The sequence below is a fragment of the Rhizobium sp. GN54 genome (genome assembly GCF_021026345.1).
Classification (GTDB): Bacteria; Pseudomonadota; Alphaproteobacteria; order Rhizobiales; family Rhizobiaceae; genus Mycoplana.
Window position 1 is genome coordinate 197,385 of record NZ_JAJNCZ010000007.1, and the last position, 12,592, is coordinate 209,976.

13 protein-coding genes are annotated in these 12,592 nt (G+C 64.5%); 4 read left to right on the plus strand and 9 right to left on the minus strand.

What is annotated here, in order from left to right; all coding sequences use genetic code 11:
* Window positions 1–19: 19 nt before the first annotated feature.
* Window positions 20–820, minus strand: a complete 801-nt coding sequence (locus LQK81_RS18890; RefSeq protein ID WP_230807919.1) for a helix-turn-helix domain-containing protein — start codon at window positions 818–820, stop codon at window positions 20–22.
* Window positions 821–947: 127 nt separating this feature from the next.
* Here LQK81_RS18890 and LQK81_RS18895 point away from each other — a divergent pair, with 127 nt between their 5' ends.
* On the plus strand, window positions 948–1,355 hold the full coding sequence (locus LQK81_RS18895; protein ID WP_230807920.1) for a hypothetical protein: 408 nt from the start codon (window positions 948–950) through the stop codon (window positions 1,353–1,355).
* Window positions 1,356–1,426: 71 nt separating this feature from the next.
* Here LQK81_RS18895 and LQK81_RS18900 read toward each other — a convergent pair whose 3' ends face one another.
* Window positions 1,427–2,413 carry a Gfo/Idh/MocA family protein gene (locus LQK81_RS18900; protein ID WP_230807921.1) on the minus strand — a complete coding sequence of 329 codons (987 nt, stop codon included), beginning with the start codon at window positions 2,411–2,413 and terminating at the stop codon, window positions 1,427–1,429.
* A 163-nt stretch (window positions 2,414–2,576) separates the two neighbouring features.
* Between LQK81_RS18900 and LQK81_RS18905 the strand changes: the two genes are divergently transcribed.
* A complete protein-coding gene (locus LQK81_RS18905; RefSeq protein ID WP_230807922.1) occupies window positions 2,577–3,527 on the plus strand; it encodes an aldo/keto reductase in 951 nt (316 codons plus the stop codon).
* 253 nt (window positions 3,528–3,780) lie between these two features.
* Here LQK81_RS18905 and pheT read toward each other — a convergent pair whose 3' ends face one another.
* From pheT to infC, 5 genes are all read right to left on the minus strand, one after another.
* Complete coding sequence (pheT, locus tag LQK81_RS18910) at window positions 3,781–6,207, minus strand: phenylalanine--tRNA ligase subunit beta (RefSeq protein WP_230807923.1); 2,427 nt, start codon at window positions 6,205–6,207, stop codon at window positions 3,781–3,783.
* A gap of 24 nt (window positions 6,208–6,231) precedes the next feature.
* Window positions 6,232–7,317 carry a phenylalanine--tRNA ligase subunit alpha gene (gene pheS, locus LQK81_RS18915; protein WP_230807924.1) on the minus strand — a complete coding sequence of 362 codons (1,086 nt, stop codon included), beginning with the start codon at window positions 7,315–7,317 and terminating at the stop codon, window positions 6,232–6,234.
* 95 nt (window positions 7,318–7,412) lie between these two features.
* Complete coding sequence (gene rplT, locus LQK81_RS18920) at window positions 7,413–7,817, minus strand: 50S ribosomal protein L20 (RefSeq protein ID WP_230807925.1); 405 nt, start codon at window positions 7,815–7,817, stop codon at window positions 7,413–7,415.
* A 39-nt stretch (window positions 7,818–7,856) separates the two neighbouring features.
* Entirely contained in the window at window positions 7,857–8,060 is a 204-nt protein-coding gene (gene rpmI, locus LQK81_RS18925; protein ID WP_024270153.1) for a 50S ribosomal protein L35, read from the minus strand.
* Window positions 8,061–8,272: 212 nt separating this feature from the next.
* Window positions 8,273–8,809, minus strand: coding sequence for a translation initiation factor IF-3 (gene infC / locus LQK81_RS18930; RefSeq protein WP_230807990.1), 537 nt, complete (start codon window positions 8,807–8,809; stop codon window positions 8,273–8,275).
* A 241-nt stretch (window positions 8,810–9,050) separates the two neighbouring features.
* On the opposite strand from infC, the gene LQK81_RS18935 reads away from it, so the two are divergent.
* Together LQK81_RS18935 and LQK81_RS18940 are read left to right on the plus strand one after the other, a co-directional pair.
* On the plus strand, window positions 9,051–9,869 hold the full coding sequence (locus LQK81_RS18935) for an alpha/beta hydrolase (protein WP_230807926.1): 819 nt from the start codon (window positions 9,051–9,053) through the stop codon (window positions 9,867–9,869).
* A 182-nt stretch (window positions 9,870–10,051) separates the two neighbouring features.
* Complete coding sequence (locus tag LQK81_RS18940; protein ID WP_330166564.1) at window positions 10,052–10,597, plus strand: transglutaminase-like cysteine peptidase; 546 nt, start codon at window positions 10,052–10,054, stop codon at window positions 10,595–10,597.
* Between the two features lie 119 nt (window positions 10,598–10,716).
* Here the strand turns inward: LQK81_RS18940 and mbfA are convergent, their stop codons facing one another.
* Both mbfA and LQK81_RS26370 read right to left on the minus strand, forming a co-directional pair.
* A complete protein-coding gene (gene mbfA / locus LQK81_RS18945; RefSeq protein ID WP_230807928.1) occupies window positions 10,717–11,700 on the minus strand; it encodes an iron exporter MbfA in 984 nt (327 codons plus the stop codon).
* Between the two features lie 101 nt (window positions 11,701–11,801).
* Window positions 11,802–12,590 (minus strand): pyrroline-5-carboxylate reductase family protein, encoded by a 789-nt coding sequence (locus LQK81_RS26370; RefSeq protein WP_230807929.1) that lies wholly within the window; start codon window positions 12,588–12,590, stop codon window positions 11,802–11,804.
* Window positions 12,591–12,592 lie beyond the last annotated feature (2 nt).

Consider the following 12,592-nt stretch of genomic DNA (forward strand, 5'->3'; position numbering starts at 1 on the left):
TGCCCTGGTCGTGGTTCGGCTATTCCCGCTTCGTCTTCGACCCGCCTGCTCCCTCGAAATAGGCGCGGGTGGCCTCGTCGCCGGGGAAGAAGGATTCGATCAGCACACCTTGCACCAGCGCGTCCTGCGCCGACCCGAACGAGGTGAGCGTGGTGATGAAGATCAGGCGCTCTTCGCCCTGCCGGATCTCGATCGGCAGGACAGGCAGGCGTTCGGTCTTTGGATAGGTCTCGATCGCAGCGCGCACGGCCGGATCTGCCGCCAACCGCTCGATCCTCCTTGCCAGCGCGCTGCGCGGGCCCTGCAGCCATGCGTCGGCACGGATGCGGTGGACGAGATCGGCCGCCGTTCGCTGCCAGTTGACGATCAGGGTCCGCAACGGAGATGGCCCGAGATACGCGTCGAGGAAATTGTCGCCGGTCTTCAGCGCGATGCCCGCCATCGCCACCAGACCGCCGAAGGCGGCATTGGCGGCGAGCACGTTGTAGTCGTGATCGAAGACGACGCCGGGATAGGGATCGTGACGGGCCAGGATCAGCCTGATCGCCTCGACGACGGGCACCGGGAGGGCTTCCAGATCGCGTGCGGGGTGCGTCTCATGGCGCGGCCGGAAGCCGGCGGCGGAAAAGAGGATGCCCTGGTCGCGCGCCGGGATCGCCAGCACATCCGCAAGCCGCAGGATCATGCCCTCGGACGGGCGCGACCGGCCGGTTTCCAGGAAGGACAGGTGGCGCGCGGAGATGCCGGCCTCCACGGCCAGGCCAAGCTGGCTCATGCGTCGATGGCCGCGCCATTCCTTGAGATGCTCGCCGAACTCCATGCCTGGATCCTCTCCGTTCCGCGCCATCAAACCGAAACCGGGGAAAGAAATCCATTACCTCAGAGGTAATTGGTTCTGCGACCCGGGTCGACGAGGATTGCCCCATTCGCAACGAAAGGAGCATCCCATGCTTGCCAGCATCAACCGCAACCTCCTCAAGGCCGTCATGTTCGCTGACGGCGCCTTCTCGCTCGTAGCGGGTGCCGGACTTGTCGTCTTTTCCGGTCAGGTGGCCAGCCTCGCCGGCCCTGCCGCCTCACCCGGCATCGTGATGGCGATCGGCATATTCCTGCTCGGCTGGGGCATCTTTCACCTGGCATCGGCGCGCCCGCCGCATCCGGCAGAGCATGCCGTCCGCCTCGCCATCGCCGGCGACGCCGCCTGGGTGATCGGAAGTGCCGTCATCCTCCTCGTCGGGCGCGACGGCCTGTCCCTGGCCGGCATCGCCGCGATCGCGGTTGCCGCAGTCGCTGTCTTCGACATCATGCTGCTGAAAATCGCCGGACTGCACCGCCGGCGGGCAGCGACGGCTTGAGACACAGAACGAGGCCTTCCGGCACTATGGCCGGGAGGCCTCTCGGCCTGCACAGACCGCCCAGGGGGCGGTCAGACCGCTTCCCAGCCATCCCTGTCGCTGGCGCGGTAGATGGCGTCGATGAATTTCTGGGTGTTGATGGAACTCTCGAGCGTCACCACTTCCTCGGGTTCGCCCTGCGCAGCCCGCGCGAAAGCCTCGGCCTCCAGCTTGTACTGCCGCGAATCCTGGAAACGGAACAGCTGCGACTGGGAATGGTTCTGGTTGGTCAGTTCGACCTCTTCGGCGCCGTAGCGGTCGGCGTTGAAGGGCGACTTGACCTCGATGAAGCCCTTGTCGCCATGGAAGACCATCACCTGGCGGGCGGCAAGCTGGGTGGAGATGTAGAAGCTCAGCTCGAAATCGCCGAAGTCTGCGCGCACGCTCGAATAGATGTCGGTGCCGAAATCGGGATCGCGTTCGGTGGCCGCCTGGACACGGATCGGCTCCTTGCCGGTGGCAAAGCGGGTGGTAATGGTCGGGTAGACACCGATGTCCGGCAGGCCGCCGCCGCCGAGGGCCGGAATGTTGCGCATGTTGCCGGGATCGCGGTTGAAATAGGTGAACGCGCCCTGGACGTGGCGCAGCCGGCCTATGGCGCCCTCCCTCAGCAGCTCGCGGACCTTGCGCCACACCGGGGCGTAGGTGACCATGTAGGCCTCGGAGATCAGCACCTTGTTGCGGTCGCGGGCGGCAATCAGCGTCTCGATCTCGGAGGCGCGCAAGGCGATCGGCTTTTCGCACAGCACGTGCTTGCCGGCGTCGGCAGCCTTGATTGTCCACTCGACGTGCTGCGAGGTCGGCAGCGGAATGTAGACGGCGTCAATTAGGTCGGAGGCCAGCATCTCCTCGTAGGAACCGAAGGCGTGGGGCACCGAGAAGCGATCGGCCATGGCGCGGGCTTTGGCGAGATCGCGGCTCGCTATCGCGGTGACGACGCAGTTCTCCGCGTCCTGGATCGCGGGGACGACCAGTTCCCGGCCAATCTTGGCAGTAGACAGGATACCGAAACGCAACATGGAAACTCCCTCCTTGAATCGGCCGCAGACTATGCCTGAGGTACGTGCCTAGCAAGGGCAGCCCGCGGCGAAATTCTTCCCTTGCCGGTTCAAAAGTCCGCCGCCTGCCCTATGCTTGAGGGGCCACCCGCCTGCCTCGTCACCAGAAAATGGAGAATGCATCATGCAGAAACGGACTCTCGGCCGAACCGGCCTGAGCATCGCGCCGCTCGTCTTCGGCGGAAACGTGTTCGGCTGGACGGCCGACGAGAAGACCTCGTTCGCCTTGCTCGACGCCTTTACGGATGCGGGCTTCAACGCCATCGACACGGCCGACGTCTATTCGTCCTGGGTGCCGGGCAACAAAGGCGGCGAATCCGAGACCATCATCGGCAACTGGCTGAGGCAGTCCGGACGGGCCCGCGACAGCGTCGTCCTGATCACCAAGGTCGGTTCCGACATGGGCCAGGGCCATCGGGACCTGTCGCGAAAGTGGATCATGGAGGCGGTCGAGGCATCGCTGAAGCGGCTGAAGACGGATCACATCGATCTCTACCTCTCGCATTGGCCGGACGACCGCACGCCCTACGAGGAGACGCTCGAGGCCCATGCCGCACTCGTCAAGGCCGGTAAGGTGCGCGCCTTCGGCGCCTCCAATCTCGATGCCGCACAATTACAGGCATCCTCCGCAGCCGCCGACGGGGCGGGCCTGCCGCGTTATGCCGCGCTGCAGCCCGAATACAATCTCTACGACCGGGACGGATTCGAAGGCCCGCTTGCGGAACTCTGCGCCCGCGAGAACATCGGCGTCATCACCTATTTCAGCCTTGCGCACGGCTTCCTCAGCGGAAAGTACCGTTCGGTCGCCGACACGGAGGGTGCGGCCCGTGGCGGCAGCGTCGCCGGATACCTCGATGCCAAGGGCCTGCGCATCCTCGCAGCGCTCGACAAGGTCAGCGCCGAGACCGGCGCGAAACCGGCAGAGATCGCTCTCGCCTGGCTGATGGCAAAGCCCGCCGTGACAGCGCCGATCGCCAGCGCGACCAACCTCGATCAGTTGAAGAGCCTGGCGAAATCGGCAAGCCTGACGCTCTCCGCCGACCACATGGCGGCACTGGACGCGGCGGGAGCCTGATCGCCTTCTTGGGCCCCGACCTGCATTTTCCCGCTAGCCAGAAAAGCCGCCGGCAGGACGGAACAACTGCGGCCCCTCGCCGTTGTCGGGAAGCACAAGCAAGCGACAAGGCCATGCGACTTTGGCCAGGCCCGATCAAGTGACAGGGGCCGGGCAAAAGAATGACGGGCGGGGAGGCCATCGAGGCGGCCGGCGGATCCCTCGCCCGTCATTTCAATTCGTTGTTCTTGCGCGTGGATTGTTCTCCGCGTCGTCAGGCGCGGAGAACACCGCCCGTCGTCTTGGCCACGTTCGCGACGATCTTCGCCGTCAGTGCCTCGAAGTCCTCGTCCGTCAGCGTCTTGTCCGACGGCTGTATGACGACCTCGATCGCGACCGACTTCCTGCCATCGCCGACAGAGGCTCCTTCGAACACGTCGAAGACGTTGACGCTCGTGACCAGCTTCCGGTCAGCGCCTGCGGCCGCCCGGACAATGGCGCCGGCCTCCACCGTCTTGTCGACGACGAAGGCGAAGTCGCGCTTCACCGCCTGGAACGGCGAAAGCTCGAGCGCCGGCTTGGTCCGCGTCGCCTTCTTCTTCGGCTCGGGCATCGCGTCGATGAAGATCTCGAAGCCGGCGAGGGCGCCGGAAACGTCGAGGGCGCCGAGCGTCTTCGGATGAAACTCGCCGAAATGGCCGAGCACGACCTTCGGGCCCATCTTAATGGTGCCGGAACGTCCGGGGTGGTACCAGGCCGGGCCGCCCGGCTCGATCTGGACATTGCTCATCGGCAGGCCGCAGGCCTCGATCACGGCGAGCGCATCGGCCTTGGCATCGAAGACGTCGACGGGTTTGCCGCCACCCTTTGCCGGATTCGACCAGAGACGCCCGGCGCCGGAAAGCGAGGCCGTGGCACGGCGGATGCCGCCGGCGACGCGCCGCTGGCCTTCCGGCCGGTCGTTTTCATAGGTGCCGGAGACCTCGAAGATCGCAACATCGCCGAAGCCACGGTCGGCGTTTCGCTGCGCAGCCGTCAAGAGGCCCGGCAGCAGCGAGGGCCGCATGTCGGACATGTCGGCTGCGATCGGGTTGGACAGCGCCAGTTCCGGCGCGCCGCCGCCGAAAAGCTCGGCCTGCGCCTTGGGGATGAAGGACCAGGTGACGGCCTCCATCATGCCGCGGGCGGCAAGCGCGCGCCTGGCAAGACGCGAGCGGATCTGCAGCGTCGTCAGGATCTTGCCGTTGACGCTCGCATGGCTTTCGAGCGGCGCGGCGTGAATGTTGTCGACGCCGTGGATGCGCATCACCTCTTCGACGAGGTCGGCCTTGCCGTCCACATCCGGCCGCCAGGAGGGCACGGAGACGGACAGCCTCTCGCCCGAGCCGGAAACGCCGAAGCCGAGCTTTTGAAGGATGTCCGCACTCTCGGCGGACGAAATGTCCAGGCCAGTCAGCCGCCTGACCTCCGAGACCGGGAAATCGATGACTTTCGGCTGGAAGCCCTTGTAACCGACGACGTCCGCCTTCGCGGCGATGCCGCCGCAAAGTTCGAGGACGAGTTCCGTGGTGCGCTCGAGGCCGGGGATCATGTATTCCGGATCGACGCCGCGCTCGAAGCGGTAGCGCGCATCGGTGATGATACCGAGCGTGCGGCCCGTCCTGGCAATGTTCATCGGGTCCCAAAGTGCCGATTCGATCAGCACATCGGTGGTGTTCCCGTCGCAGCCGGAATGCTCGCCGCCCATGACGCCGCCGATGGATTCAACGCCTTCGGCGTCCGAGATCACGACATTGGCCGGCGACAGCGTGTATTCACGCTGGTCGAGCGCCAGCACTGTCTCGCCTTCCCTGGCGCGGCGGACGGTGAGGTTGCCCTTGACCTTGGCGGCGTCGAAGACGTGCATCGGCCGGCCCTGGTCGAACGTCATGTAGTTGGTGATGTCGACCAGCGCGTTGATCGGACGCAGCCCGATCGAAAGCAGCCGCTGCTGCATCCAGCGCGGGCTGGGGCCGTTCTTCACACCGCGTACGAGGCGGAGCGCAAAGCCGGGGCAAAGATGCGTATCCTCGCCGAGTTCAAGCGCCACCTTCACCGGCGTCTCGCCTTCTGTGCGGAAGGTCGGTGCCTTGGGTGCCTTCAGCGTACCGAGGCCGGAGGCCGCCAGGTCGCGGGCGATGCCGAAGACACTGGTGCAATCCGGACGGTTCGGCGTCAGGTTGATCTCGATGACCGGATCGTCGAGCCCGGCATAGGCGGCGAAGCTCGTGCCGACCGGCGCGTCGGCCGGCAGGTCGATGATGCCGTCGTGATTGTCCGACATCTGGAGTTCCTTCTCCGAGCACATCATGCCGCGGCTCTCCACGCCACGGATGTTGCCGACGGAAAGGGTCACGTCGATGCCGGGAACGTAGGTGCCGGGCGCGGCGAAGGCGCCGACAAGGCCCGCGCGCGCGTTCGGCGCACCGCAGACGACCTGGACGGGCGCGCCGGCGCCGGTATCGACCATCAGCACGCGCAGCTTGTCGGCATTCGGATGCTGCTCGGCCGAGACCACCTTCGCGATGACAAAGGGCTTGAACGAAGCCTTGTCGTCGACGTCCTCGACCTCGAGACCGATCGCGGTCAGGCGTTCGCAGATCTGTTCCAGCGTCGCATCCGTGTCCAGATGGTCTTTCAGCCAGGAGAGTGTGAATTTCATGTCTCTGATCCTTACGCGCGCGACTTAAGCACTCAGGCCGCCGAACAGGGTCGGCACGTCGAGCGGGCGGAAGCCGTAGTGGTTCATCCAGCGGACGTCGGCGTTGAAGAAATCGCGCAGGTCGGGCATGCCGTATTTCAGCATGGCGATGCGGTCGAGCCCCATGCCCCAGGCGAAGCCCTGGTACTCGTCCGGATCGAGGCCGCCGGCGCGCAGCACGTTCGGATGCACCATGCCGCAGCCGAGGATCTCCATCCAGTCGGTGCCCTCGCCGAACTTGACGATCGGGCCCGAGGAGCGGTCGCACTGGATGTCGACCTCGAAGGAGGGCTCGGTGAAGGGGAAGAAGGACGGGCGGAAGCGCATCGTCACGCCGTCGACCTCGAAGAAGGTCTTGCAGAACTCCTCCAGCACCCAGCGCATGTTGGCGACATTCGCCTTCCTGTCGACCACGAGGCCCTCGACCTGATGGAACATCGGCGAATGAGTGGCGTCCGAATCTTGCCGGTAGGTCTTTCCGGGGATGATGATGCGGATCGGCGGCTTTTGCCCTTCCATCGTGCGCACCTGCACCGGCGAGGTGTGCGTGCGCAGCACCTTGCGCTCGCCGTTTTCATCCGGCGGGAAGAAGAAGGTGTCGTGCATCTCGCGCGCCGGATGACCTTCCGGGAAGTTCAGCGCGGTGAAATTGTAGTAGTCGGTCTCGATATCCGGACCTTCGGCGATGGAGAAGCCCATGTCGGCAAAGATCGCGGTAATCTCGTCGATGATCTGGCTGATCGGGTGGATGCGGCCACGTTCGGCCGGCGAGGACCGGACCGGCAGGCTGACGTCCACCGTCTCGGCGGCGAGCCGGGCTGCAATCGCAGCGTCACGCAGCTCGCTCTTGCGGGCGGCGATCGCATCCGTCAGGTCGTTCTTCAGCGCGTTGATCGCGGCTCCGCGCGTCTGGCGCTCTTCCGGCGTCATCGTGCCGAGGGTCTTCAGAAGTTCGGAGACGGACCCCTTCTTGCCGAGGGCGGCGACACGCACGGCCTCGATGGCCGGCTCGTCGCCGGCGGCCGATACGTCGGCCAGCAGGGTCTGTTTCAAGGTATCGAGATCGGACATCGTTCAAAATCCATTGAGCCCAAAGAAAAACCCGCGCCAGCCCTGCCAGCGCGGGTTTCCCAACTTCTATGTACAAAGGCTTGGGAAGCGCTGGATTAACGAACCGCGCTTTCAAACTCGTTGGTGGTGCCGGCGTCCTTGAGGTAGGCGAGCGCCTTCTTGGAAGCTTCGACGAGGGCGCCGAAGGCTGCCGGCTCATGGATCGCCATGTCGGACAGGACCTTGCGGTCGACTTCGATGCCGGCCTTGTTCAGGCCGTCGATGAAGCGGCCGTAGGTCAGGCCGAATTCGCGGACGGCGGCGTTGATGCGCTGGATCCACAGGGCGCGGAAGTTGCGCTTGTTCACCTTGCGGTCGCGGTATGCGTACTGCTTGGAACGATCGACCGCAGCCTTGGCGGCGCGGATGGTGTTCTTGCGGCGGCCGTAGAAGCCCTTGGCGGCCTTGAGTGTCTTTTTGTGCTTGGCGTGGGCGGTAACGCCGCGTTTTACACGTGCCATGTCATGATCTCCTTAACGTATCCAAATTGCCTGAAAGTCTCAGAGACCGTTCGGCAGGTAGTTCTTGATGACCTTCTTGCCATCGGGCTCGGCGAGAACCATGGTTCCGCGCGCGTCGCGAATGAACTTGTTGGTACGCTTGATCATGCCGTGGCGCTTGCCGGCGGCAGCTGCAACGACCTTGCCGGTCGCGGTGATCTTGAACCGCTTCTTGGCAGACGACTTCGTCTTCATCTTGGGCATTTTGCTACTCCATTCTTCTTGGTTTCGAGACGGCTGACGAGGCACGTCTCCAGCGTAAAGAACGGCCACGGCATGCCCTGCCGGACCGTTCGGACGGGGGCTTGTAACCGAAGTCCCCCGAAAGCGCAACCGGATTCCTGAAAAGCCGGACGGTTGCGCCAGAAAAGCAGAAAGCCGCCCCGTGGGCGGCTCATGCCAATCGCCGGACCCCTTTATCGGGGAGCCAGCACCATCATCATCTGACGGCCTTCGAGCTTCGGCTCGGCCTCGACCTTGGCGATCGTCTGCGTGTCTTCCTTGACCTGCAGCAGGAGCTTCATGCCAAGTTCCTGGTGCGCCATTTCGCGGCCGCGGAACTTGAGCGTCACCTTGACCTTGTCGCCGTCTTCGAAGAACCGGTTCATCGCCTTCATCTTCACGTCATAGTCGTGCGTGTCGATGTTGGGGCGCATCTTGATTTCCTTGATCTCGACGATCTTCTGCTTCTTGCGCGCTTCGGCCGCCTTCTTCTGGTTGGCGTATTTCAGCTTGCCGAGATCGAGGATCTTGCACACCGGCGGATCGGTGTTGGGGGAAATCTCCACGAGATCGAGGCCGGCGTCTTCCGCCATGCGAAGGGCCTGATCGGTGGGAACGATACCGTGGTTTACACCTTCGGCATCGATGAGCTGAATCCGGGGAATCCGGATTTCACGGTTTGAGCGCGGGCCGTCCTTGACCGGGGCGTCCGCTTTGAAGGGTCTGCGAATGGTCGTATTCTCCTCGAATAGTTCGAACAGGGCTACCTAATTTCGGGGCAATCGTACCCGCCGCCTCGCGCACGGGCGCTGCTTGCGGGCAATGTGTCGATCACCGAGGCGAAGTCAATACCACGTCGTACGGAAAAAATCACCATCTGTGCCGCCCGGTGCGAAATCGTGTAAATCGGAGCCCGAGAGGCGGTTGCCGCGGCAGGACGCGCGGCCGCCACCGGCAATCCAGGAGCATTTCATGACCCCAGAGCAAACCAGCGAAACGAGCGGCAGCGTATCCGTCGGCACAGGCAGCGACCAGCGCGAGATCGCCACGCGTCTTCTCCCCGAACGCAAGGGCAACCCCCATCCGCATCTCGTCTGGCTCGGCGGCTACCGTTCGGACATGACCGGCACGAAGGCCGTCGAGCTCGCAAGCCTTGCCGCCGAACTCGGTACCGGCTGCGTGCGGTTCGACTATTCCGGCCACGGCGCGTCGGGGGGCGCCTTCGTGGACGGGACGATCTCGCGCTGGCTGGAGGAGACGCTTGCCGTCGTGGCACACGCCAGAGAGCATCTCGGCACGCAGCGCAAGATCCTCGTCGGCTCGTCCATGGGCGGCTGGCTGGCGCTGCGGCTCGCGCAGGAACTGCGCCGGGCCGGACAGGGCTCCGAGATCGCCGGCATGGTCCTGATCGCGCCAGCGCCGGACTTCACCAGCGAGCTGATCGAGCCCAAGCTGACGGAGGCAGAACGCAACTCGCTCTCCGAGCGCGGCTACTTCGAGGAACCGACCCCCTACGGGCCCGATCCGAATATCTACACGCTGAAGCTGATCGAGGACGGACGCCGGAACCGGGTGCTGGGCGGGGTGATCGACGTCGGCTGCCCGATCCACGTGCTGCAGGGCATGGCGGATCCGGACGTGCCCTACACCCACGCCATCAGGCTGATGGAACACCTGTCCTGCGACGACGCCGTGCTCACCCTGATCCGCGACGGCGACCATCGCCTTTCGCGTCCGGAAGACATCGAGAAGCTGAAGGAGGCGGTTTCCCATCTGCTCAATGCTGCATAATGGTCACGCGCCGCGACGCATTTTAACCATGTTGTCGCATTGCGAATTATCGTGATTGACGAGCAGGCCCCTAAAAATTTAACGTTTTGTTAACGATTGAGGGGACACCCATGGCGCGAATGATTGGTGCTAAGGCTATTTTTGCGGCAATTTCAGCCTTGTTCATTTCGTCTTCCGTCGCCATGACGGCCCCTGCATCGCCCCTGTCCATGCGCACGGGCAGCGTCACGTCGCAGCCGATCGGGCACTATGAATTCTGCCGGTCCCACCCTTCCGAATGCAACACCACCCGGCGCGATCAGGGTGCGGCCAAGGTAACGACGTTCGGCTGGACCGTCGTCCGGGACATCAATTCGGAGGTCAACCGCACCATCAGCCCGATGACCGACAAGGACCTCTACGGCCGCGACGAGCACTGGTCCTATCCGGATACGGCCGGCGACTGCGAGGACTTCGTGCTGCTGAAGCGTCGCAAGCTGATGGAGCACGGCTTCGAGGCCGCCGACCTGCTCATCACCGTCGTGCGCAAGCCCGATGGCGAAGGCCATGCCGTTCTGACGGTGCGGTCGACGGAAGGGGACTACGTCCTCGACAACCTCGACAGCGACGTGAAGCTCTGGACCGAGACGCCCTACCGCTACCTGAAGCGCCAGGCATCCTTCAATCCCGGCCGCTGGGTGTCGATCGAAAACGGCGACGCAGTCATGGTGTCGTCGGTCGGCAATTAGACGAGCCCTCCTGCAGAACGTTCCACCGCGGCGGCCGGCATCCCGGCCGCCGTTCTCGTATGGTCCTTTCTCGCATGTCGTTGTCGCAAAACCGCGGCGCAGTTTTGTGCGACATGCTCTCAAGCATTGCCGATCAGCACGCCGCAGGCAAATACCAGCCCGCCACCGAGGACGACCTGGAAGGCGGCGCGCAGGAACGGCGTTTCCATGAAACGGTTCTGGATGAAGGCGATCGCCCAGAGCTCGACGAAGACGACGCCGACGGCAATCGCGGTGGCGAGCGCGAAGTTCGGGATCAGGTAGGGCAGCGCGTGGCCGAGGCCGCCGATGGCGGTCATGATGCCGGAGGCAAGGCCGCGCCTGACCGGCGAGCCGCGTCCGGAAATCTTGCCGTCATCGTGGGCGGCTTCCGTGAATCCCATGGAAATCCCGGCGCCGATGGAGGCGGAAAGCCCCACCAGGAAGGTCTGCCAGGTATCCTGGGTGGCGAAGGCGGCCGCGAAGATCGGGGCAAGGGTGGAAACCGATCCGTCCATCAGCCCGGCAAGGCCCGGCTGCACATAGGTGAGGATGAACTGCCGGCGTTCGACCGCGTCTTCCTCGGCGATCGCCGCCTGGTTCGCCTCCGCCTCGGCCATATGGCGCGCCTTGTCCTCATGGGCCTTCTCGGCAATGGCGAGATCGCCCAGGAGCTTGCGTGTCTGCGCATCCGTCGTCTTGGCCGCGGCCTGCAGGTAGAAGCGGTGCGCCGCCTCTTCCATCGCCTTCGCCTGCGCGCGGGCGGTCTGCACCGGCATGTTGGCGATCAGCCAATCCGGCTTCCGCTCCGGAAAATCGCGCACGAATTCGCGCCGGACCAGCGGAATCCGGTCGCCGAAGCGACGGATGTGCATGTCGATCAGCAGGCGACGGTGTTCGTTCTCCTCGCCAGCCATCTCCTCGAACATCCCGGCCGTGTGCGGCGAGCTTTCGCGCAGCGCGTCGGCATAGGCGAGATAGATGCGGCCATCGTCCTCCTCGGAGGAGATGGCAAGGGCAAGGATTTCCTGCTCGCTGAGCGATTCCAGCGAACGCTTGCCGTTACGGAAGATGCGGGAGAGCATGTCGAAACCTTTTTTAGAATAATTCTAAAAATAGGCATCGAGGCGAGGAACGTCAACCGCTTCCGATGCGACAGAAGGGACGGGAGCCAAGGGCCGGAGGTTTAGAGCAGCCCCTCTTCGGCCTGTTCGCGGGCAGCGGACAGGCCCCGAAAGATCGGCGAGGCGACGTCGGCCTCGATCATTGCCGACAGGCCGGCAGCAGTCGTTCCCCGATACTCGAGGAAGATATCGACAAGGTCGGAGGGCGGGGTATCGGACTGCGCCATCAGCACGCCCGCGCCGAGAAAGAGCTGGCGCACCGCGGCATCGGCCGTTTCCGGGTCGAGACCGGCACCGATCGCATGGCGGATCATCGCATCGGCAAAGAGGGCGGGAAAGGCCGGGCCCGAACCGGTGAGCGCGGTGAAATAGTCGAGCTGCGCCTCCTCGTGGATGCCGTGCGCCTGGCCCGATGCCGAAAAGAAGCGGAAGACGAAATCCGCCTCGTCGTCGGTCACGCCGTCGGTCGCAAACCAGGGCGTGAACGACAGCCGGTATTCGGCGCAGGCATTCGGCATGGCGCGCACGATGCGGGTGGCGCCGTAGCGCTCGGCAAGCTCGGCAACGCTGACGCCGGCGACCACGGAAACGAGCAGCCGGTCCGTCAGGTCGACATCAACCTCGTCCAGGTCGTGCGGGCGCACGCAGAGCATGACGATGTCGGCACGCGCCGCCAGCGCCTCGTTGTCGGTCGTGAGGGCAATGTCCGGCCAGTCCTCGAAGCCGGTCACGTCGCCGGAGCGGGAGGACAGGATCAGCTGCCGCGGACGGATGACACCGTCTTCGAGCGCAGGATGCAGCAATGCCCCTGCGAGCCAACCGCCACCGCCGATGACCCCGATCGTCGCCACGC

Excerpts from the sequence above, each read along its gene's own strand:
- LQK81_RS18890 (WP_230807919.1), bottom strand. The coding sequence starts at position 820 with ATGGAGTTCGGCGAGCATCTCAAGGAATGGCGCGGCCATCGACGCATG.
- LQK81_RS18895 (WP_230807920.1), top strand. The coding sequence starts at position 948 with ATGCTTGCCAGCATCAACCGCAACCTCCTCAAGGCCGTCATGTTCGCT.
- LQK81_RS18900 (WP_230807921.1), bottom strand. The coding sequence starts at position 2,413 with ATGTTGCGTTTCGGTATCCTGTCTACTGCCAAGATTGGCCGGGAACTG.
- LQK81_RS18905 (WP_230807922.1), top strand. The coding sequence starts at position 2,577 with ATGCAGAAACGGACTCTCGGCCGAACCGGCCTGAGCATCGCGCCGCTC.
- pheT (WP_230807923.1), bottom strand. The coding sequence starts at position 6,207 with ATGAAATTCACACTCTCCTGGCTGAAAGACCATCTGGACACGGATGCG.
- pheS (WP_230807924.1), bottom strand. The coding sequence starts at position 7,317 with ATGTCCGATCTCGATACCTTGAAACAGACCCTGCTGGCCGACGTATCG.
- rplT (WP_230807925.1), bottom strand. The coding sequence starts at position 7,817 with ATGGCACGTGTAAAACGCGGCGTTACCGCCCACGCCAAGCACAAAAAG.
- rpmI (WP_024270153.1), bottom strand. The coding sequence starts at position 8,060 with ATGCCCAAGATGAAGACGAAGTCGTCTGCCAAGAAGCGGTTCAAGATC.
- LQK81_RS18935 (WP_230807926.1), top strand. The coding sequence starts at position 9,051 with ATGACCCCAGAGCAAACCAGCGAAACGAGCGGCAGCGTATCCGTCGGC.
- LQK81_RS18940 (WP_330166564.1), top strand. The coding sequence starts at position 10,052 with ATGACGGCCCCTGCATCGCCCCTGTCCATGCGCACGGGCAGCGTCACG.
- mbfA (WP_230807928.1), bottom strand. The coding sequence starts at position 11,700 with ATGCTCTCCCGCATCTTCCGTAACGGCAAGCGTTCGCTGGAATCGCTC.